This is a genomic window from Bacteroides sp. HPS0048 (genome assembly GCF_964240755.1).
In the GTDB taxonomy this organism is placed as follows: domain Bacteria; phylum Bacteroidota; class Bacteroidia; order Bacteroidales; family Bacteroidaceae; genus Bacteroides; species Bacteroides nordii.
Genome location: NZ_CAXSVC010000002.1, coordinates 196697 through 215946 on the forward strand (window position 1 = coordinate 196697; position 19250 = coordinate 215946).

The following is a 19250-nucleotide window of genomic DNA, read 5'->3' on the forward strand; positions in this document are numbered from 1 at the left end:
GTGACGATTATGACCAAGAATCAGGAATATGCACTGCAATACGCAGATTATGCGATGGCACAGATGCGAAGGTATGGCATCCCGGCTTCCGTCACATTGGCGCAAGGCATACTGGAAAGCAGCAACGGACAGAGCCGTCTGGCAAGGAACGAGAACAACCATTTCGGCATCAAGGCAACTTCCTCGTGGATTGCCGAAGGCGGCAAATACGGAATCTACACCGATGATAAGCCGAATGAAAAGTTCTGCAGCTATGACAGCGTGGGTGATTCATACGAGCATCATTCCCGCTTTTTGAAGGAGAACAGCCGCTATGCCGGTTGCTTCAAACTCTCCCCGGACGATTACAAGGGCTGGGCACAAAGCATTGAGAAAGCCGGTTACGCCACAGGCGGCAAGTATGCCGAGAACCTGCAGAAAATCATTGAGCAGAACGGCTTGCAGAAGTATGACAGACAGGTGATGCAGGAGATGACGGCACAAGGCCGGCAGTTCGGGGTGGAACACAATCCGCTCCAGACTTCCGAGAGTGCGGAACATGGAACGGGGTATTCGTTCCCGGTGGAACGGGAGGAATTTCTGTTCATTACCTCTCCGTTCGGAACACGGCAAGACCCGTTGGACAGCACAAAGCAACAGATGCACAAGGGCGTGGATATCCGTTGCAAAGCCGACGCGGTACTGGCTACGGAGAGCGGCGGCAAGGTCGTGGCGGTAAACCAGAACAAGAATACACCCGGCGGCAAGTCGCTGACGGTGGAATATGCTCGGACGGACGGCAGCAAGGTACAATGTACCTATATGCACCTCAAGGAGATTTCCGTCAAGGTCGGCGATACGGTACAGGCAGGCGGACGGCTTGGCACATCGGGCAATACGGGGACACGGACGACCGGGGAACATCTGCATTTCGGTGTGAAGAATATCTATGCCGACGGGACGAAACGGGATATAGACCCTGCGGCGTATCTGGCTGAAATCGCACAGAAAGGACATATCAAATTGCAAATGCTGCACAACGGAAATGACCTGCTCGTCAAATACAAGGCGGCGGAAGATACCGTGCCTGAAAAGAACCTTTCGCCAGACGGATGGATGAAAAAACTCCTTTCGTCGGAGGATAGCGGTGTGGGAATATCGGGATGCAACGACCCGATTGTGGAGATGGCGATGACCGCTTTCGCCTCCCTGATGCTTTTAGCCACACAGATTGATAACCGGGAGGAAGAGGAACAGAAGACGGCGATATCCGCCGCGATGGATCTTCGTACCATCGACCTGAAGCCGTTGTTGCCGAATATGAAGAACTGCGACCTGACTATCGGCGAGAACGGCAAGGCCATTCTGAAAGCGGACAACGGGGAACTGCATGTCTCGCGGGAGCTGACCGCTTCCGAGCTGAACCGGTTGTCTGCCACGTTGAACAACGGTACACTCACGGAAGAGGCCAAACAGATGCGTGTAACCGGTATGCTGAATACGGTTATCCTGTCGGAAGCGGCCTCACAGAATTTTGAGCAGGGGATGACCCGGCAACAGGGACAAACGGAAAACCTGCGAAGATAAAGGCATGGCGATATGATAAAATGCGTGATGATACAGCTATGCAAGTGTCTGGCGGGAGTTTCCCTCCTTGCGTTGCACCTCCGGTTCTGCTACCTGCTGTTGGGATGGATCGGGACGCTCGTTGTCGTGGGCGTGCAATTAGCCATCGCCGGATGGATGGTCTGGGCGATGATACGCGCACCCGACTGACCGCACTCTACAACAGTTCAACATCAATCAACCCATGTATCACTTGTCCGGATGATCCATGTATCATTAAAGACAAAAAACAGATGATTAAATGTAATGTTACGGTATGCGGCGTTATCGGCCGCGATGCGTCGGTTCGCAAGAATAAAGAAGAGAAAGAATTTCTGGTGTTTCCGCTCCGGGTACAGATTCCGGCGACGGGTGGCGGGCACACTATCGAGGTGGATGTCCGCAAGGAGGGCTGTCAGGAGGAAGCCGCCGGTTATCGGAACGGCTCCCGTGTAGAAGTGAGGGGTACGATGTATCTCAAACGCCGGGGCGACAAGCTATATTTCAACCTGTTCGCCGATGAAATCTGCAATGCCGCTACGGATGATGCGGATTGCGTCAAGGGCGAGCTGGTGTTTCGTGGTAAGGTCGGCCAGAACATCGAGGAAAAAAGGGATAAGAAAGACCAGCCTTATACGGTGTTCTCGGCGTTTAGCGCAGAGAAGGTCGATGACGGCTTCGAGTACCAGTGGGTGCGCTTCTTCTGTTTCGGTAAGGAGCGCGAAGCGTGGTTGCAGCCGGGTGTAAAGGTGGATGCCAAAGGTGAAATGAACCTGTCGGCACACAACGGGAAAATCAACCTTTCCTGCAAGATGGAGGAACTGACGCAATATGTGGCGGATTCGTCTAACTATAATCAATAAGGGTTATGGCCGGTTACAGAAAGAAGAATGCCGACGGACCGAACAGCGAGGACAAGGCTCTTGACCTGTTCGCCGAAATGATGATCGAGAAAATCGAGGGCATTCAAAAGGACTGGAAAAAGCCTTGGTTTACGGAGGGTACGCTACAGTGGCCCCGCAACCTTCACGGGCGCGAGTACAACGGGATGAATGCTTTTATGCTGCTTTTGCACTGCGAGAAAGAAGGGTACAAGATTCCCCGTTTCTGCACGTTCGATTGTGTTCAGAAGCTCAATAAGCCCGGAAAGGATGGAGAGGAACTGCCGCGTGTCTCCGTGCTTCGTGGTGAAAAATCCTTTCCGGTCATGCTCACCACGTTCACTTGTATCCATAAGGAGACTAAGGAGAAAATCAAGTATGACGATTACAAGAAACTCTCCGATGACGAAAAGGAACAATACAATGTCTATCCGAAGATGCAGGTGTTCCGGGTCTTCAATGTCGCGCAAACTAACTTGCAGGAAGCGAGACCGGAGCTGTGGCAAAAACTGGAGCGAGAAAATTCGCGTCCGGCAATCGAGGAGGGCGAGCATTTCAGTTTTGCCCCAGTCGATACGATGATAAGGGATAACCTGTGGATTTGTCCGATTACGCCGAAATATCAGAATGACGCCTACTATTCCATCACGAAGAACGAAATCATCGTACCCGAAAAGGAGCAGTTCAAATCGGGAGAATCGTTCTACGGGACACTGTTCCACGAGATGACGCACTCCACCGGAGCGGAAAACGTACTTGACAGGTTCAAGCCGACTACTTTCGGTTCTCCTGAATATGCCCGTGAGGAACTGGTGGCAGAGTTAGGCAGCGCACTGGTCGCACAGCGTTACGGCATGACCAAGCATATCAAGGAGGACAGTTGCGCGTATCTTAAAGGTTGGCTTGATGAGCTGAAGGAATCGCCACAGTTCATCAAGACAACGCTTCTGGACGTGAAAAGGGCAACCTCGATGATTACCCAGAAGGTGGATAAGATAGCGCAAGAACTGGAACAAAATGTCGGCGAGAAGCAGGAAAACGGAGCGGCAGCAAAGGAGAATACATTTTATTCTTCTGTTGCGTATCTCCAATTTTCGGATGACACGAGGCAGCTTGACGAACTTCGGGAGAAAGGCGATTACGAGGGATTGCTGACGCTTGCCAAGGAGTATTACGACGGCAATGGCATCAACGAACAGCATACTTATTTATCGGCCACGAACAACAAGGGTGACAGCCTTATTGCCGAGGATGAGAATTTCGCTGTCGTGTACAACGGGAGTGTCGGGGGAACCTACGAGGTGATGTTGAAATTCACGGAGCAGGAAATCCGAGACCATATCCGGCGTTACGGTGTCGATATCGCCGGAGATACAATAAAAGGGGTTGCCAGGGAGATGGCGGCGGAACAGTTCTCCGCTTTGGCGTATCAAAAGATTCCGGCCTTCGAGATGCCGAACGGTGAAGTGCTATATGTCGAATATAACAAGGAATCCGATACGCTTGATGTCGGGCAACCCACCAATGCCGGGCTGGTCGCGCAGCATCGTTTCCCTTACGACCACAATGTCGGGCTGGATGCCAATCTGCAAGCCGTGAACGAGAAGCTGAACGAGCTGGAAGAGTATCGGGCAGAACTACAAGAGGCAGAATACGGCAGCGGTATGCGCCGGTAAGGATGGAAAGAAAAAGATGCGGAACTGGTTGGCTCCGCATCTTTTTTGCAGTTTATTTCCCCAACAAACCGTCTATCATAGACTGTAAATTTGCTATGTCGCAATACTGGTTACATCCCCCTCGGTAGTCCTTTCCATTTTGAGCTGTCCGTATCAGAAACGAATCGAGTTCAATTCTTACGCCGCTGCCCATTCGTGACAGACCGGAAGAGTGGCTGATGTAAACGAACTTGCCGTTGCGCTCAATGAAGCAGGAGGTGTCATAATGCCCTTTTGAATTGGAAGCCACCTTTGCACCAACGGCTGCGGCATATTTGGAAATCTCACGCACCAATGCTGTCTGGAAACTGCGGTACTCTTTTGAAACATAGTCTCCTGCATCTGCAAGTATAGCGTCCTGCCATTTGGTATAAAAATTCTGTGCCATATTGATATTTATTATTATTCGTTCCGCAAATAACTTTTCCATTTCTCGCCGTCAATGGTCAGTTTGCCCATTTCCCAATCGTATTCCACTTCCGGTATATTGGTATAAGGGAAATGAACGGTGTAGCCTATCTGTCCGTAAGAGCAATGCAGAGGGGTAACGCAAATCTCCCAACCGAAGTAAGATTGCGGCGTGCAGTATTTTCGCCAGTTGAAACGACCTGCGGCAATATTGCCGCAAAGTCGTTTGAGTATGTCGTTTGTTGTCATTCTGTACCTCCTTTGCTGAGTATGGTGAGTTGTTCGGGACGGTCTGGAAACCAATAAGCATCACTGTCGATATATACGCATCTATAGCCATTCCAAGGTTTTCTGAAAGCTAATACTTCTTTGGGACCAAATACCACCCCGTAGTCGTTTGTAAACGCCACCATATCGCCTACAGCCAAATCACTGTCTGTTTCCATGACTTCGGACAACCGGCTGAAAAACTCCATGCCCTCGGCTTCACGCTCTTTCTTCCAGCGCATAAACTCCTCTTTGTGGCTTCTTGATGAGCCAATAGGTAATAACTCCGATGCCAAAACCTCTGTCTCGGAAGAGCTTGTTGAGATTAAGATGATGCTGTCACTATCCACTTTTTCGGGAGTTGAGATAATTCGACATTCTATATCATTATCGGCAGTGTGCCAAAAAAGGAGGTTGCCTTGCTTGATGAAATCGTACTTGCTCATTGTCTTTTGATTTATTGTTTTTTTTATTTCCCTTTTCTTGAAGCCTTTTGACTTCGCCCAAAGGGGTTGTTTTCATGTGCGTCACAAACGGGGGGATGCAAGAACGATGAGCAAGGAACCTGCAATGAAATTTTATGAAATACCGTCATCTCCGATTACGGAAAGTTGTCGTCAAATTTTATTTCAGGTAGCGATAGCGGTACTTGGGCAATGTTCGTCCACCGTACCTTTGCACACGAAAACAGACCTGCGGCGTATGTCGGGGCTGTGAAGGGATTATACCCTTAAAACAGGAATATACCGGCTGTGAAACCGGTGGCGGAAGCTCTGCAGAGCATATTTATAAAAGTAACCGGGGAGCCTGTGCAAAAAAGAGAGCAACCACCCACTTTTGAGGCGGGTGGTTGCCAATGTTTCGGACAAACATCAGAAGTGGTAATCAACAACTCCTCCGATGTAGAGTATCGTTCCCGGTTCAAGCCTACAAACAAACTCCATAAACGTAAAGGACTGTTCGGCAAAAGACTGCAGCCATCGCCATCCAAATAGAAATGATAGGCGACATCCAACGGATTTTCCACTGCCTGTTTGAGATAATAGGTCGAACCCCATTCCAACATATTATCTGCCGTAAGAGCATTCGCTCTTTTTTTGATATTGGCGACATACTCCTCTTTCCATTGCTCTATTCCACCATTATAGCGCATGGTGTCATCGGATATAAGCTCGAACATTCCTTTGGGCAAGGCATGATTGACCAAATTGGCAATATCCTCTTTACGGTCTTCCTCGTCTATTTCTGAACAATAGTCATAGAAGCTCCCGTCTCCTTGCTGGAGTGTGTCCTCATTCAGATAGTTTTCTTTGTCTATCGGCTCCGTTGAAATTTGAAAAATCCTGCTGTGCATAATTGTAAATTTTAGATTGTCAAATATTTTCTTTTTTTCCTTTTCTTGAAACTCTTTTGGCTTCTCGTCGGGGAATGATTTTTATGCAGGACTGACAGCGGGAAAAGGACGGATAAGGCAAGTAAACAGTGTACGGGATGAAACGGAATACCCAACCGCCCAATGTAAGAGCACAGTCAGGCTCGTCCGACTATGCCCTGCAACGAGGTGGGGAGTGAAAGTCAATCTTCGATTTGTGGAAGGCTGCCGTGAAGAATATCCGGGAACCGTTAGTGAAAGCGATACTTGACGACCAGACGCACGCTGTACCTTTGCATATAAAATCTCTCCGAAGAGAATTGCCGACGTGAGATGAAAAGAGACCATAATTGAGAAACGCTATTATTCATAAGGGGAAAAGACTATTCGTGGTTGTTATAAATGCTTGATTAACATGAAAATACAATTCGCGCCATAAAATAATCCTTTCTTGAAATAAAAATCACAGAAAAAGAAACAAGATTAAAAAATAACCATTAACTTTGCACCAGTCAAGTTTCCAATCGAAGCGTCGAACGGAATTAAAAGGGAATCCCGGTGAAAATCCGGAGCTGTACTCGCAGCTGTAAGTCCTATTAAAGTTTATCGCACTCTTTGCCACTGGTGAAAGCTGGGAAGGCGCGATAAGCGGGATGAGCCAGAAGACCTGCTTGATGAGATAGATTTAGTGACCACGGGATAATTGGCATTAGATTAAAATGAACAGAGGCTCGTCCACAGGCACCTATATTCTTTTTGATAACCGATTTCTCATTCGTTGCAAATCTGTCGCAATAAAAACGAATGTGTGTTTAAACTTTTTGTTTAACTTTTAATAATTAAGTTATGAAAAAGAATTTTAGATTCTTGGCAATGGCTGTTGTAGCAATGGCCGCCGCAGTGTTCACGGGATGTTCATCCGACGATGACTTCCTTGCTCCGTATGAGGAGAGTGCGATTCAAACCCGCGCGATAAGTTCTACCAATGCGCTTATCGATTTTGATAACGTACCTTCCAGCGTAATGGCTTCTGACCAGTATGGAAACAATCTCTATTCTGCCACGGCCAACGGCAAGCAGGTAACGACCGGCTACATCACTCAAATCGGGCAAACCGGTACGTACATTCAGTTCCCGATTAACTATTTGGAACAAGAATGGGTAAGCGGACAGCCTTGGGAATATGAATTTTGGAATGGTGGTTTTGCCATCTCTAATTTCCATAATCTGACACAGGGGGATTATCAAAACCAATGTAGCGTGTACTGGCCCAACGGCGGTCATAGCGGTAAAAATTTTGCTGTAGCTTTCGGTTATAGCGATTCATACAATGATTCACAAGCAACCTATGACAAATGTGCGAAGATTTACCTGACCGATGCAACCGGCTACAGAGTCGTTACCACAAACACTCCTGTCAAGGGTACACCGAAATATGGTAAATTCAACAGCGTATGGGTTTGTAATACGACTTATACCTACTTAGTCATGAAGGATGGCAACTCGTTTACACAAGGCTCTTTGTCGGCACAAAAAGGATGGTTTAAGGTGGTATTTGTTGCGTTGGATGCGACGGGTAAACCTACAGGTAAGGAAGTAGAATACTATTTGGCAAACTTCGATTCCAGTAAAGATGCAGAATCAGGTTTGACCAATAAAATCCGTACCGGATGGAATCAAGTGGATTTAAGCGGTTTAGGTGACAGCGTATGTACTGTAGCTATCAATTTCGAAGGAAGCGATTCAAGCGCATACGGATTGAACACTCCTGCTTACGTTGCTATAGACGATATTGATGTAACCGTAAACGAATAACATGAATTTGGGGCAAATGCTTTTTAACGGCAAGTGCAAAGTATTTGCCCCTTTTTATTATATCCCAATGGAGATTGGAATCAAATACTTTCTTCAAGGGAATTTCAGCATTAAAATTATAAATATAATGAAGAAGAATTTGCTTTTATTCTCCTTGACGATATTTCTATTTGCATGCAACAAAGACGAAGAAATATCGCAGGACGTGATATTGCCTCCTGTCATTGAGTTGGATAGCGAGGACGGAATCTACGTTGTAAAGATAGGAAAAGAGGTCGTTATTGAGCCGACCTATCAGAATGTCGATTACGCCGTTTATTCATGGAAATGCAACGGTCGTATCATTTCCGACGAGCCTCAATTGAAATACATTTTCAACGAATGCGGTTCGTATTACGTTACCCTGCGTGTGGATACGAGGGATGCCAGCACAGAGGAAGAAATTCGTGTGGATGTCAATGAATTGGCTCCGCCCGTTATTTCATTGGTAACCCCCTCTATAGGGCTTAAAGTTGTCGCAGGACGTGAGTATATCCTTACACCCGACATTCAAAATGCAGAAGGAGCTACTTATTTGTGGACTCTTAACGGAAACGAAGTCGGAACGGAAAATACTTATACATTCAAGCAAGATGAGTTGGGAACTTATGAACTGACCTTAACCGTAACAAATGAAGACGGACAATCAAAGAAGACAGTTTCTATTGAGGTTGTCGATAAACTTCCGATTGAAATCGTAGTTCCGTCATCTTTATATTTTACCGAGAATAATACCAAATACGTAGAATTAGGACGTACTTTGTTTGTCCGCCCCTTTGTATCAATAAGTGCCGAGCCTTCTTATCAATGGAGTTTGGACGGGCAACCGATTGAGGGAGCCAATTCTTTGGTTTACGGTTTCAAACCCGCTAAAACCGGAGAACACACGCTTACCTTTACTGTGAAATACGACAATCAAGATACAAAAGCAGTGCTCACCCGTAATATTTCGGTCTCCGGTGTCGATGAAGTCAGTGTCAATATTCCGGTGAAATGTTGTGAAGCGGCCGGAAAAAGACCTTTTGCTGCCGGAAATTCCATTTACAGCAATAAAGTATATGAATTTGTTCCGGCTCCGGGACAATTTGTAAACGAAACGAATACAGCAGGTTTCAATGGGGAAAACACGCACGAAGCAGCCTGTGCTTACGCACAAAAACGTCTTGATAATGAACAATATGTTTCTCTCGGAGGTTGGGGAGGATATATTGTAGTAGGATTCGACCACAGTATCGAAAACAAAGGCGGTTATGATTTTTCCATCAAAGGAAATGCCTTTGATTCGTCAAATGAACCGGGCATTGTATGGGTAATGCAAGATGTCAATGGAGACGGCTTGCCCAACGATGAATGGTATGAACTGAAGGGTTCTGAATATGGAAAACCCGAAACCATTCAGGACTATGCCGTAACTTATTTCCGTCCCGGTCCCAACATGGACACCCAATGGCAAGACAACAAGGGAAATAAAGGGGCGATTGACCGTCTCGGCAACTATCACCCGCAAGAGTTTTATTATCCTTTGTGGATTGAAGAGGATTCCTATACGTTATACGGCACATGCCTGAAAGCACGTACCGAACAAAGCCCGTCGACAGGCATGTGGTCCAATAATCCGTTCGGGTGGGGATATGCCGATAATATTGGTGATGATATGCCCAATAAAGACAATCCTAACGCGGGAGCACTTGGAAACTATTTTAAGATTTCCGATGCGCTCAATATCGACGGCACGTCTGCAAACCTTTCCCATATCGACTTTATCAAGGTGCAGACCGGAGTCAATGTAAAAGCCGGATGGTTAGGGGAAAATTCCACGGAAGTTTTCAAGTTCTGTGATGAAAACAACAATAACGACAAATAAAATTCATTATGAACAAAATATATCATTTCATCCTATTCTGTTTCGCTACGCTCTGCCTTGCTGCATGTAGTGATGACGACCCTGAAGTAAGCGGAATAGACGGCAAGGATCACTTCATCTCCGAGTTTGCTCTAACTGTAGATGGCATTACCTATCAAGCCATGATAGTCGGGGACAAGATTACAGTTGAGATACCTTATAATACCAGTCTGAAAGGGGCTACCGTAGAGTATGCCCTTTGCGAGGGAGCCTCTATTAACCCGAATCCATCGACCATAGAGGATTGGGAGAATGAATGGAAATTCGTAGTTACCTCCAAAATGCAGGATAGCAAAGTATATTCCTATACTTATCAATATACAGACATCGAACAGAGCGGCAGCGTAGTACTTGCCACGCAAGCCGAGGTTGATAATTTTGCAAAGACAGGAATAAACAAAATCGAAGGCAGCCTGACCATCGGAACGGCAGACGGAGAAGAAATCACCAATCTGGACGGACTTGCCAACCTGAAACAAATCAGTAACTCCCTTGTCATCAATCCGTCTTACAAAGGAACGGATTTGACCGGGTTGGATAATCTGGAACAACTCGGAAGTTTCAAATTAGGTTCGACAACTTCTGCCAGTAAAAACATAATGCTCAAAACGGTTAATCTGCCCTCTTTGCTTGGAGTGACCGGTGATTTTGTCGTTAACAGTTCTGTCATTGAAAAAATATCTATACCCAAAGTCGAGTTCATTGGTGAGGATATGTATATAACTTCCGATGCTTTACTTGATTTGGATGCAAATGCCGTTGAATCTGTCGGAGCTTCCTTAATTGTCAAAGGTTCGGTAGCGCAAAAAGAATCAGCGACAACCGAAGCCATTGTTTTCTCAGCACTAAAACAGATCGGGAATGAACTTACAATCCAATATTTTCCCAAACTGCAAGGAATTTATCTACCGGCATTGGAAAGCGTGGTCGGTACTGCTTCATTCTCCGATATGTCCTCCATCGGAAGTCTTGCAATGACCGAATTACATTCGGTTGGAGGACTGACTATAAAAAATTGCAAAGAGATTTCCATTGTTGAACTTCCCGGTCTTATTTCCTGCGGAGAGACCAGTGTGGATGCGAATAAAGTCAATAAACTCAATATAGCTTCTTTGAAAGATGTACTCGGTGATATGACATTAAGTAATCTGCTCATAGAAGAGCTGGATTTGTCCCAGATAAATTTTAACGGAAATACACTTACCCTACAATGTGCCCGACTAAATAAAATAGTAGGACCGGAAACATTTAACGGTAGCCTTCTTCTACTTCCTAAATCCTGTCGATTGACAGAATTTACGTTGGAAGGAATCTCAAATATACAGGGTGACTTCCAATGCAAAGATTATTCTTATGTAAAAGAATTTGTCATGCCATTTATTCGTGTGGCAGGAGATATGACTATTGCATTGAATTCGGGAAGTGTTAATACGGCGGCGGAAATCGAATTTCCTAAATTGCAGGAAATTGGAGGGACCTTAACCTTAGAAAGTAATTCAAATGCCAATAATATTGCATTCCCGTCATTGAAAAAGATTCTCGGTTCATGTTCAGTTACGACTACTGATCTTAAGAATGATATTGAGTTTACCAATCTGGAAAGCATTGGAACGGATGGAGCTGATGAACAAATTAAGTTTGAGATTGAGGCTACTAATATTCTATGTCCCAAATTAAAAACGATAAATGGGAAGTTTGATATTGCAACATCTTCTTTTATGTTTGGTATGGAAGTAGATAAAGTATCTTATCCTAACGTAGAATCAATATCCGAAAATCTTTCAATAACATGCCCGTATTCTGATTTTGGTTCTAATGGTATTTTGTCCATTGATTTTTCAGGTCTCAAATCAGTAAAAGGGATTAGTATAAGCGGGCAAGGAGATGTTACTGATTTCAGTTCTTTCAAATACCTGTTTGAAAACAATGTTCTAACAGGAGAATCTCAATGGTCTGTCAAAGAATGTGGTTACAACCCCACTTTCCAAGAGATGAAAGACGGGAAGTACAAGCTTGCCGAATAGATAACGAAACAATAAATTTTCTGCCAATCCTCGGTATGCTTACCGTAAGGTAAGCTGCCGGGGATTAACTATAAAAATAACGGTATGACCTATCACCAATTGAAATATCTGCTATGGAGCGTAGTTGTCGGAGTGACACTATCCTTGACATCCTGCATGAAGTGGGACTACGGCGATGCCGTGGAAGATTTCAACGCCACGGGAGCCGGACTGTTCATCACCAACGAGGGCAACTTCCAGTACGGCAATGCTACCTTGTCCTATTACGACCCGGCAACCAAACAGGTGCAGAACGAAATCTTCTTCCGTGCCAACGGCATGAAACTCGGCGACGTGGCACAGTCGATGACCATCTACGACAACAAGGGCTGGGTCGTGGTGAACAACTCCCACGTGATTTTCGCCATCGACCTGAACACCTTCAAGGAGGTAGGACGCATCGAGAACCTGACCTCACCGCGCTACATTCATTTCCTAAGCGACGAAAAAGCATACGTCACCCAATTGTGGGACAACCGCATCTTCATCATCAACCCGAAGAAATACGAAATTACCGGCTATATTCAAGTGCCGGACATGACGATGGAAAGCGGCTCGACGGAGCAAATGGTGCAGTACGGCAAATACGTCTATTGCAACTGCTGGAGTTACCAGAACCGCATCATCAAAATCGACACCGAAACCGATCAAGTAGTCGATGAACTGAAGGTCGGCATACAACCGACATCGCTGGTCATGGACAAGTACAACAAAATGTGGACGGTGACCGACGGCGGTTATGAGGGCAGCCCCTACGGTTACGAAGCCCCGTCGCTCTACCGCATCGATGCCGAGACCTTCACCGTGGAGAAGCAGTTCAAGTTCAAGTTGGGCGACTGGCCCTCGGAGGTGCAGCTCAATGGCGACAGGGACAAACTCTACTGGATCAACAAGGCCATTTGGAGCATGGACGTGACAGCCAGCCATGTGCCGGTACGTCCGTTCCTCGAATACAGCGGCACGATTTATTACGGACTGACGGTAAACCCCGCCAACGGAGAAGTGTACATCGCCGATGCCATCGATTACCAGCAGCAGGGCATGATATACCGCTACTCGCCCGAAGGGAAATTGATAGATGAATTTTATGTCGGGATTATCCCCGGTGCATTTTGTTGGAAATGAAGAATAAATTGCGGCATATATACCATATTATTTTCATCACGAAAAGACAGGAGATGACGATTCCAATGACAACCAAAGGAATGATTCTCGATCAGATGGTACAAATTTTCACAAGGAAAGGCTGTCATGTCTATGCCTGCAATGCTTTTCTCAATCATGTTCATATACTTGTAGAGATACCATCTCCCACGGACTTCGCAAAGATTATCAATAAAGTAAAAAGTTCTACAGGCGTTGTCTATCGAAAATATCCGGAATATGCGGATTTTTCAGGATGGGCAGCCGGATTTGATTCGTTTAGCGTGTCATTCAATGATCTGAATCGGGTAAAACACCACATTGAGAAACAAGAGACGGTTCATCAGGAACTTTCATTCGAGGACGAATACGACCAACTGCTTGAAGAAAACGGATTCAATGCCTATCAAGATTTTATGCGGGCATCATTCTCTGCATATGCTGCGGTAAATAACCATATTAAAAACAAAAGGAAATGACATATACAAAATATTTACTTTTCTCAATATTGGTTGTCTGTCCATCCGTGCTGTCTGCGCAGGGAATCACCCGGCGTATTCACCAGATAGACGAGGTGACCGTATGGGGCAAACGGCCGATGAAGGAAATCGGCGTGCAGAAGACGAAGTTCGATTCACTCGCACTGAAAGAAAATATCGCCCTCTCGATGGCGGACATCCTGACGTTCAACTCGTCCGTGTTTGTCAAGAGCTACGGCCGCGCCACGCTCTCGACCGTCGCCTTCCGAGGCACGTCGCCCAGCCATACGCAGGTGACGTGGAACGGGATGCGCATCAACAACCCCATGCTCGGCATGACCGACTTCTCCACCATTCCGTCCTACTTCATCGACCAGGCATCGCTGCTGCACGGTACTTCATCGGTGAACGAAACGGGCGGTGGACTGGGCGGTCTGGTCAAACTCGGCACGGCTCCTGAAGTCGCTGAAGGGTTCAACGCCCAGTACGTGCAGGGCATCGGCTCGTTCAAGACCTTCGATGAGTTCGCCCGCTTCACCTACGGAAGTGAGCGGTGGCACGTCTCCACCCGTGCGGTCTATTCTTCCTCGCCTAACGATTACAAGTACACCAACCACGACAAAAAGATAAACATCTACGACGAGGATAAGAACATCGTCGGACAGTATCACCCGAAAGAGCGCAACCGCTCCGGGGCGTTCAAGGACCTGCATTTGCTTCAGGAAGTGTATTACAATACCGGGAAAGGCGACCGTTTCGGGCTGAACGCCTGGTATATCAACTCCAACCGGGAACTTCCGATGTTGACGACCGACTATGGAGATGCAACCGACTTCGAGAACCGCCAGCGAGAACAGACGTTCCGCAGCGTCTTGTCCTGGGATCACATGAAAAGCAACTGGAAACTCGGCGTGAAAGGCGGTTACATACACACATGGATGGCCTACGACTACAAGCGTGAGGTCGCACCTGACAACTGGGCGTCGATGACCCGCTCCCGCAGCAAGGTAAACACGTTTTACGGTCAGGCGGAGGGAGAGTATTCTTTGGATAAAAAATGGTTTTTCACCGCCAATGTATCGGCACACCAGCATTTGGTACGGAGCGAGGACAAGAACATCATCTTGCAGGACGGTGGCAAGGCCATCGTGGGCTATGACAAGGGGCGCGTGGAACTCTCCGGCTCCGTATCCGCCAAGTGGCAGCCGATAGACCGCTTGGGTATGTCGGTGGTACTGCGGGAAGAGATGTATGGTTCCGATTGGATTCCACTCATTCCGGCTTTCTTCATTGACGGTATCATTTCCCCGAAAGGAAATGTGATGCTGAAAGCATCCATATCGCGTAACTACCGTTTCCCAACTCTGAACGACCTATACTTTTTGCCGGGAGGTAATCCCAACCTGAAAAACGAACAAGGTTTCAGTTATGATGCCGGGGTGAGTTTCGATGTCGGCAAGAAAGGCATTTACAAGTTGAGCGGCGGTGCGAACTGGTTCGACTCCTACATCGACGACTGGATTATCTGGCTGCCCACCACCAAGGGCTTCTTCTCGCCCCGCAACGTAAAGAAGGTCCACGCCTACGGCGTCGAGGTCAAAGCGAACTTCGCCGTGCAGCCGGCGAAAGATTGGCTCATCGACTTGAACGGGTCCTATTCGTGGACACCCTCCATCAATGAAGGTGAGAAGATGTCGCCTGCTGACCAGTCAGTGGGCAAGCAGTTACCCTACGTGCCGAAGCACTCCGCATCGCTGACCGGACGGTTGTCGTGGCGGACTTGGGCGTTCCTTTACAAATGGGCGTTCTACTCGGAACGTTACACCATGTCGAGCAACGACTATACGCTGACAGGACACCTGCCCGAATATTTCATGAGCAATGTCTCGTTGGAGAAAAACCTGTTTTTCAAACCGGTGGACATCCAGTTAAAATTCGCCGTCAACAACCTCTTCAACGAGGACTACCTTTCGGTACTCTCGCGCCCCATGCCCGGCATCAACTTCGAGTTCTTCATCGGCATTACCCCGAAGTTCGGGAAAAACAAGAAAAAGTCCGAAAATACAAATATGTAACGATATGAAAGCATTAAAGAATTTAAGCCTGCTGTTGCTACTTGTATTGGCATTCACAGGCTGCCACAATAAAAGTTCAAAACTCGCCGATTTCAACCGAACGGTCTATACACCTGAATACGCTTCGGGGTTTGACATAAAAGGTGCAGACGGCAAAAAGAGCGTATTGGTTACCGTCACGAACCCTTGGCAGGGCGCCGACAGCATCACTACGAACCTGTTCATTGCCCGTGATGACGAAGAGGTTCCGGCGGATTTCACCGGTCAGATGCTCAAGGGGGATGCCGAGCGCATCGTCTGCATGTCCTCGACCCATATCGCCATGCTCGACGCAATCGGCGAAACGGGACGCGTAGTCGGCGTGTCAGGCATCGACTACATCTCCAATCCCGACATTCAGGCACGGCGGGACAGCGTTGGAGATGTGGGCTACGAAGGGAACATCAATTACGAACTGCTGCTCTCGCTTGACCCCGACCTCGTGTTGCTTTACGGCGTGAACGGGGCAAGCTCGATGGAGGGTAAGCTCAAAGAGTTGGATATCCCGTTCATGTATGTCGGCGATTACCTCGAAGAGTCTCCGCTGGGCAAAGCCGAATGGCTGGTGGCACTTTCGGAGGTTATCGGAAAACGGGCGGAGGGCGAAAAAGTATTCGCGGAAATCCCCGTCAGATACAATGTCCTGAAAAAGAAAGTAGCGGACAATATCCTCGACGCTCCGTCAGTCATGCTCAACACGCCTTACGGCGACAGCTGGTTCATGCCCTCGACCGAAAGCTATGTCGCCCGGTTAATCAAAGATGCCGGAGGCGATTACATCTACAAGAAGAACACAGGAAACGCTTCCGCGCCCATCGACCTCGAAGAGGCGTATCTGCTGGCCTCGCAAGCCGATATGTGGCTGCATGTGGGGATGGCGAACACGCTTGATGAACTGAAAGCCGCATGCCCGAAGTTCATCGACACCCGCTGTTTCCGTGGTGGACAGGTCTATAACAACAACGCCCGCACCAATGCTGCTGGCGGCAACGACTACTATGAGTCGGCGGTCGTAAATCCCGACCTCGTGCTGCGAGACCTCGTGAAGATATTCCACCCCGAACTGGTCGAGGAAGATTTCGTCTATTACAAGCAACTGAAATAGATGCGCTCCCGTTCCGCCATATTGTTTGCCATGCTGGCCGCCCTCACCCTTTTCCTGTTTCTGCTGGATTTGGCGGTGGGGGCAGTCGCCGTACCGCTCGGCGATGTATGGGCGGCTTTGACGGGCGGCGACTGCCCGCGGGCGACGGCGAAAATTATACTGAATATCCGACTGATTAAGGCGGTGGTCGCGTTGCTGGCCGGAGCAGCTCTGTCGGTCAGCGGTCTTCAGATGCAAACCCTCTTCCGCAATCCTCTTGCCGGCCCCTACGTGCTCGGCATCAGTTCGGGCGCGAGCCTCGGCGTGGCACTCGTCGTGCTTGCAGGCTTCGGTTCGTCGATAGGCATTGCCGGGGCGGCTTGGCTCGGAGCGGCGCTCGTGCTGGTCGTCATCGCCGCCGTCGGCCACCGCATCAAGGACATCATGGTGATTCTGATTCTCGGCATGATGTTCTCGTCGGGAGTCGGCGCGATTGTACAGATATTGCAATATCTCAGCAAGGAAGAATCCCTGAAAGCCTTTGTCATTTGGACGATGGGGTCGCTCGGCGACGTGACCTTCGACCAGCTTGCGGTACTCGTCCCGTCGATTATCGCCGGACTGTTGTTGGCGGTGGTGACGATCAAGCCGCTCAACTTACTGCTGTTCGGCGAGGAGTATGCCGTGACGATGGGGCTGAACATCCGACGCTCGCGCGGGCTGCTGTTCCTCTCCACGACGCTGCTTGCTGGTACGGTGACCGCCTTTTGCGGTCCGATAGGCTTCATCGGACTGGCCATGCCCCACGTCACGAGAATGCTGTTCCGCAACAGCGACCATCGGGTACTCGTACCGGGAACCGTTCTTTCGGGTGCGGCGGTGCTGCTTCTTTGCGACCTCGTTTCTAAAATGTTCACCCTGCCGATCAACGCCATCACCGCATTGCTGGGAATCCCCATCGTGGTGTGGGTGGTCTTGCGCAATAAATCCGTCACCGCATGATAAAGTTACACGATTTTTCCATAGGCTACGGCGAGCGCACCTTGCTCTGCGAGGTGGAAACCACCATAGAAAAGGGCAGGCTGACTGCCCTTATCGGGCGCAACGGCACGGGCAAATCGACACTGCTTCGAGCCATCGCCGGACTGAACCGCCGTTATACCGGCCGAATCCTGCTCGACGGGCATAACGCCGCCGATATGCGAGCAGCAGAAATGGCCAGAACGCTGGCATTCGTCACGACCGAGCGCACACGCATCGCCAATCTCAAATGCAAGGATGTCGTGGCTATCGGCCGCGCACCCTATACCAACTGGATTGGAAAGATGCAGGAGGTCGACAAGGAGATCGTCATGCGGTCGCTCGCCTCGGTGGGCATGGAGGCTTATGCGGAGCGCACGATGGACAAGATGTCGGACGGCGAGTGCCAGCGCATCATGATCGCACGGGCGTTGGCGCAGGATACGCCGATTATCCTGCTCGACGAACCCACCTCGTTTCTCGATATGCCCAACCGCTACGAATTGTGTACACTGCTGGCACGGCTGGCGCATGAAGAAAACAAGTGCATCCTTTTTTCCACGCACGAGCTGGATATCGCCCTCTCGCTTGCCGATGCGATAGCCCTTATCGACCCACCCCAGTTGTCGTATATGCCGACCGAAGAGATGCGCCGGAGCGGCTGCATCGAGCGGCTGTTCCGAAATAATTGTGTGACGTTCGATGCCACGACAGGATTCATAAAAGTGGGACAATGACTAAGGAATATATCATAGAGAATTTCACAGCAAATATCAGCGTGGACGAATATATTTCACGCTTCCGGGACGAAAAACGTTTTGTCGAATTTTGCAAACAATGCCCCAACTACGGTAATAGTTGGGGATGCCCGCCGTTCGATTTCGATACCGGAGAATTTCTGCGCCAATATGAATATGCCCACCTGATGGCCACGAAAATAATTCCGGTCGAGAAAAATATTCCGATAGACAGAACGCAGGAATTGATTAAACCGGAACGGCTCAGGATAGAAAGGGAATTGCTGGAAATGGAGCACAGATACGGAGGTCGGGCATTCGCCTATGTAGGAAAATGCCTATACTGTCCCGATTCCGAATGCGCCCGCAAATGCAACCGTCCTTGCCTGCATCCGGACAAAGTACGTCCCTCGCTTGAAGCATTCGGGTTCGATATGACACGAACACTCTCGGAACTTTTCGGGATAGAGCTGCTTTGGGGAAAGGATGGTATTCTACCGGAATATCTTGTGATTGTAAGCGGATTATTTCATAATTCGGCAGAAAATATTATCAGTCATACGAAGCGTAATCAGGATTCAGGAAACCTATAATCTTATTACCCTCATTGATAACAAAAGTCCCTG

At 48.3% G+C, this 19250-nt stretch carries 16 protein-coding genes, 1 pseudogene and 1 riboswitch; of the genes and pseudogenes, 13 read left to right on the forward strand and 4 right to left on the reverse strand.

Annotated elements, in window-relative coordinates; genetic code table 11:
• The first annotated feature begins 9 nt into the window (after positions 1-9).
• The 3 genes from ACESQI_RS02235 to ACESQI_RS02245 all read left to right on the forward strand — a co-directional run bounded on the left by ACESQI_RS02235 (position 10) and on the right by ACESQI_RS02245 (position 4141).
• Positions 10-1566 (forward strand): glucosaminidase domain-containing protein, encoded by a 1557-nt coding sequence (locus ACESQI_RS02235; protein ID WP_004320549.1) that lies wholly within the window; start codon positions 10-12, stop codon positions 1564-1566.
• A gap of 272 nt (positions 1567-1838) precedes the next feature.
• On the forward strand, positions 1839-2447 hold the full coding sequence (locus ACESQI_RS02240; RefSeq protein WP_004320554.1) for a hypothetical protein: 609 nt from the start codon (positions 1839-1841) through the stop codon (positions 2445-2447).
• A gap of 5 nt (positions 2448-2452) precedes the next feature.
• Positions 2453-4141, forward strand: coding sequence for a zincin-like metallopeptidase domain-containing protein (locus tag ACESQI_RS02245; protein WP_005680013.1), 1689 nt, complete (start codon positions 2453-2455; stop codon positions 4139-4141).
• Positions 4142-4193: 52 nt separating this feature from the next.
• Here the strand turns inward: ACESQI_RS02245 and ACESQI_RS02250 are convergent, their stop codons facing one another.
• From ACESQI_RS02250 to ACESQI_RS02265, 4 genes and pseudogenes are all read right to left on the reverse strand, one after another.
• Entirely contained in the window at positions 4194-4568 is a 375-nt protein-coding gene (locus ACESQI_RS02250) for a hypothetical protein (protein ID WP_004320558.1), read from the reverse strand.
• 14 nt (positions 4569-4582) lie between these two features.
• Entirely contained in the window at positions 4583-4837 is a 255-nt protein-coding gene (locus ACESQI_RS02255) for a hypothetical protein (protein WP_004320560.1), read from the reverse strand.
• Positions 4834-5301 (reverse strand): hypothetical protein, encoded by a 468-nt coding sequence (locus tag ACESQI_RS02260; RefSeq protein WP_004320562.1) that lies wholly within the window; start codon positions 5299-5301, stop codon positions 4834-4836. Before ACESQI_RS02260 ends, ACESQI_RS02255 begins: the two co-directional genes overlap by 4 nt.
• A 426-nt stretch (positions 5302-5727) precedes the next feature.
• Positions 5728-6209, reverse strand: a pseudogene (locus ACESQI_RS02265) (hypothetical protein).
• A gap of 515 nt (positions 6210-6724) precedes the next feature.
• Positions 6725-6917: riboswitch (cobalamin riboswitch) on the forward strand.
• A 156-nt stretch (positions 6918-7073) separates the two neighbouring features.
• Here ACESQI_RS02265 and ACESQI_RS02270 point away from each other — a divergent pair.
• From ACESQI_RS02270 to ACESQI_RS02315, 10 genes are all read left to right on the forward strand, one after another.
• On the forward strand, positions 7074-8042 hold the full coding sequence (locus tag ACESQI_RS02270) for a DUF4465 domain-containing protein (RefSeq protein WP_004320565.1): 969 nt from the start codon (positions 7074-7076) through the stop codon (positions 8040-8042).
• Position 8043: 1 nt separating this feature from the next.
• Complete coding sequence (locus tag ACESQI_RS02275) at positions 8044-9945, forward strand: PKD-like domain-containing protein (protein WP_007482764.1); 1902 nt, start codon at positions 8044-8046, stop codon at positions 9943-9945.
• A gap of 8 nt (positions 9946-9953) precedes the next feature.
• Positions 9954-12008 carry a DUF4971 domain-containing protein gene (locus tag ACESQI_RS02280; RefSeq protein ID WP_007482766.1) on the forward strand — a complete coding sequence of 685 codons (2055 nt, stop codon included), beginning with the start codon at positions 9954-9956 and terminating at the stop codon, positions 12006-12008.
• 84 nt (positions 12009-12092) lie between these two features.
• The gene (locus ACESQI_RS02285) at positions 12093-13172 is read left to right on the forward strand and encodes a glutaminyl-peptide cyclotransferase (RefSeq protein WP_004320571.1); all 1080 of its coding nucleotides are present in this window, start codon (positions 12093-12095) and stop codon (positions 13170-13172) included.
• The gene (locus ACESQI_RS02290) at positions 13169-13669 is read left to right on the forward strand and encodes a transposase (protein WP_004320573.1); all 501 of its coding nucleotides are present in this window, start codon (positions 13169-13171) and stop codon (positions 13667-13669) included. The genes ACESQI_RS02285 and ACESQI_RS02290 overlap by 4 nt, the downstream gene beginning before the upstream one ends.
• Positions 13666-15744 carry a TonB-dependent receptor gene (locus tag ACESQI_RS02295; RefSeq protein WP_004320575.1) on the forward strand — a complete coding sequence of 693 codons (2079 nt, stop codon included), beginning with the start codon at positions 13666-13668 and terminating at the stop codon, positions 15742-15744. Before ACESQI_RS02290 ends, ACESQI_RS02295 begins: the two co-directional genes overlap by 4 nt.
• Positions 15745-15748: 4 nt before the next feature.
• Complete coding sequence (locus tag ACESQI_RS02300) at positions 15749-16888, forward strand: ABC transporter substrate-binding protein (RefSeq protein ID WP_004320576.1); 1140 nt, start codon at positions 15749-15751, stop codon at positions 16886-16888.
• Positions 16889-17869 (forward strand): iron ABC transporter permease, encoded by a 981-nt coding sequence (locus ACESQI_RS02305; RefSeq protein ID WP_004320577.1) that lies wholly within the window; start codon positions 16889-16891, stop codon positions 17867-17869. It abuts the gene before it with no gap.
• Entirely contained in the window at positions 17866-18624 is a 759-nt protein-coding gene (locus ACESQI_RS02310) for an ABC transporter ATP-binding protein (protein ID WP_004320578.1), read from the forward strand. Before ACESQI_RS02305 ends, ACESQI_RS02310 begins: the two co-directional genes overlap by 4 nt.
• On the forward strand, positions 18621-19217 hold the full coding sequence (locus ACESQI_RS02315; protein WP_004320579.1) for a DUF2284 domain-containing protein: 597 nt from the start codon (positions 18621-18623) through the stop codon (positions 19215-19217). Before ACESQI_RS02310 ends, ACESQI_RS02315 begins: the two co-directional genes overlap by 4 nt.
• The last annotated feature ends 33 nt before the right edge of the window (positions 19218-19250 follow it).

Excerpts from the sequence above, each read along its gene's own strand:
- ACESQI_RS02235 (WP_004320549.1), top strand. The coding sequence starts at position 10 with ATGACCAAGAATCAGGAATATGCACTGCAATACGCAGATTATGCGATG.
- ACESQI_RS02240 (WP_004320554.1), top strand. The coding sequence starts at position 1,839 with ATGATTAAATGTAATGTTACGGTATGCGGCGTTATCGGCCGCGATGCG.
- ACESQI_RS02245 (WP_005680013.1), top strand. The coding sequence starts at position 2,453 with ATGGCCGGTTACAGAAAGAAGAATGCCGACGGACCGAACAGCGAGGAC.
- ACESQI_RS02250 (WP_004320558.1), bottom strand. The coding sequence starts at position 4,568 with ATGGCACAGAATTTTTATACCAAATGGCAGGACGCTATACTTGCAGAT.
- ACESQI_RS02255 (WP_004320560.1), bottom strand. The coding sequence starts at position 4,837 with ATGACAACAAACGACATACTCAAACGACTTTGCGGCAATATTGCCGCA.
- ACESQI_RS02260 (WP_004320562.1), bottom strand. The coding sequence starts at position 5,301 with ATGAGCAAGTACGATTTCATCAAGCAAGGCAACCTCCTTTTTTGGCAC.
- ACESQI_RS02270 (WP_004320565.1), top strand. The coding sequence starts at position 7,074 with ATGAAAAAGAATTTTAGATTCTTGGCAATGGCTGTTGTAGCAATGGCC.
- ACESQI_RS02275 (WP_007482764.1), top strand. The coding sequence starts at position 8,044 with ATGAATTTGGGGCAAATGCTTTTTAACGGCAAGTGCAAAGTATTTGCC.
- ACESQI_RS02280 (WP_007482766.1), top strand. The coding sequence starts at position 9,954 with ATGAACAAAATATATCATTTCATCCTATTCTGTTTCGCTACGCTCTGC.
- ACESQI_RS02285 (WP_004320571.1), top strand. The coding sequence starts at position 12,093 with ATGACCTATCACCAATTGAAATATCTGCTATGGAGCGTAGTTGTCGGA.
- ACESQI_RS02290 (WP_004320573.1), top strand. The coding sequence starts at position 13,169 with ATGAAGAATAAATTGCGGCATATATACCATATTATTTTCATCACGAAA.
- ACESQI_RS02295 (WP_004320575.1), top strand. The coding sequence starts at position 13,666 with ATGACATATACAAAATATTTACTTTTCTCAATATTGGTTGTCTGTCCA.
- ACESQI_RS02300 (WP_004320576.1), top strand. The coding sequence starts at position 15,749 with ATGAAAGCATTAAAGAATTTAAGCCTGCTGTTGCTACTTGTATTGGCA.
- ACESQI_RS02305 (WP_004320577.1), top strand. The coding sequence starts at position 16,889 with ATGCGCTCCCGTTCCGCCATATTGTTTGCCATGCTGGCCGCCCTCACC.
- ACESQI_RS02310 (WP_004320578.1), top strand. The coding sequence starts at position 17,866 with ATGATAAAGTTACACGATTTTTCCATAGGCTACGGCGAGCGCACCTTG.
- ACESQI_RS02315 (WP_004320579.1), top strand. The coding sequence starts at position 18,621 with ATGACTAAGGAATATATCATAGAGAATTTCACAGCAAATATCAGCGTG.